At 52.7% G+C, this 1,144-nt stretch carries 3 protein-coding genes; 1 reads left to right on the top strand and 2 read right to left on the bottom strand.

All coding sequences use genetic code 11. The annotated features are described in order from the left end of the window. Positions 1-195: hypothetical protein (locus A3750_RS26995; RefSeq protein ID WP_369819961.1), on the bottom strand; the 195-nt coding region annotated here is incomplete at its 3' end. Here A3750_RS26995 and A3750_RS27160 point away from each other — a divergent pair. After that, positions 185-313 carry a hypothetical protein gene (locus A3750_RS27160; protein ID WP_255374887.1) on the top strand — a complete coding sequence of 43 codons (129 nt, stop codon included), beginning with the start codon at positions 185-187 and terminating at the stop codon, positions 311-313. The two genes, A3750_RS26995 and A3750_RS27160, sit on opposite strands and share 11 nt — an antisense overlap. Before the next feature lie 35 nt (positions 314-348). On the opposite strand, the gene mmsB is transcribed toward A3750_RS27160, so the two are convergent. Continuing rightward, positions 349-1,144 (bottom strand): 3-hydroxyisobutyrate dehydrogenase (gene mmsB / locus A3750_RS20055; RefSeq protein WP_068548696.1); only part of this gene is annotated, 796 nt, incomplete at its 5' end.

Raw genomic sequence — 1,144 nt, forward strand, 5'->3', positions numbered from 1 at the left:
GGGGTTGGTTGAGTCGAATGTGCCAAAACCCATTAGGCGCAGCTGCCCGCCCTTAGGCGCGTCAGGTTTTACCCAGTCAAAATGCTCAAAGCCATCTGGGTATTTGGGTTCACCGTAAAGCGCGATCGCATGGGTCTCGACAATGTTGGTCTCGACAATGTTGGTCTCAGACAGCGCCGCGGGTATGAAAAACACGTTTACGATGAGCGTTGTGAGCAATGCTGCGCAGATTGCTGTAAAGGGTGCTGTGGAGGGAGCTGTGCGTGCGGTGCTGGGTGCTGACCTAAACCTGGCAAGCTTCAATGCACATTGAGCTGAGCGTTTATGCTTCACGTGGATGATCTTCACCTATTTGTCTGATCTTGGTAGTGCGTCAATAAGCTCAATGATGCTAGAAAAATCACGCGCACCTTCGCCGTTGGCTTGCTTTTGTTTGTAGAGCTCGTATGCGAGTGCTCCCAGAGGCGTGGCGCTATTCTGGTTTTGAGCATTGTCCATCGCCAATCCAAGGTCCTTGGTCATCAGATCCACCATAAACCCCGGTTTGTAATCATTCGACGCAGGGCTAGCTGGCATCACACCAGGGTAGGGGTTGTACTTTTCTAGGCTCCAGTTTTTTCCGGAGCTTGCCATCATAATCTCGGAAAGCACAGAGGCATCGACGCCATTCTTTTCGCCAAGCTTTAAGGCTTCGCTGGTGCCGATCATATGTATCGCCAACAGCATGTTGTTGCACATTTTTGCGACTTGGCCTGCGCCTTCAGGACCCGCATGAAACAGGTTTGCTCCCATGGCGGAGAGAGGTGCTTTCGCGGCTTCAAATGCGTCGGCACTCCCGCCACACATAAAGCTGAGCGTGCCTGCTGTTGCTGCGGCGACACCGCCAGATACAGGGGCGTCGATAAAGAGCAAATCGTATTTTTTAGCCTCAGCATGAACGGCGCGGCTGGTTTCTGCATCGATGGTAGAGCTGTCAATAACCAAGGTGTTTTTGTGCAGTTTGGCAAGCAGCCCGTCTGGGCCGCTAAGCAGTCCTGCTACGTGCTTTCCTGCTGGGAGCATTGTTATCAGCGCGTTTGCGCCTTGGGCTGCCTCTTCTGCACTTTTTGCCGCATAAGCGCCTTGTTGTTCTAGCTGTGTAACA

The organism is Oleiphilus sp. HI0079 (assembly GCF_001635105.1).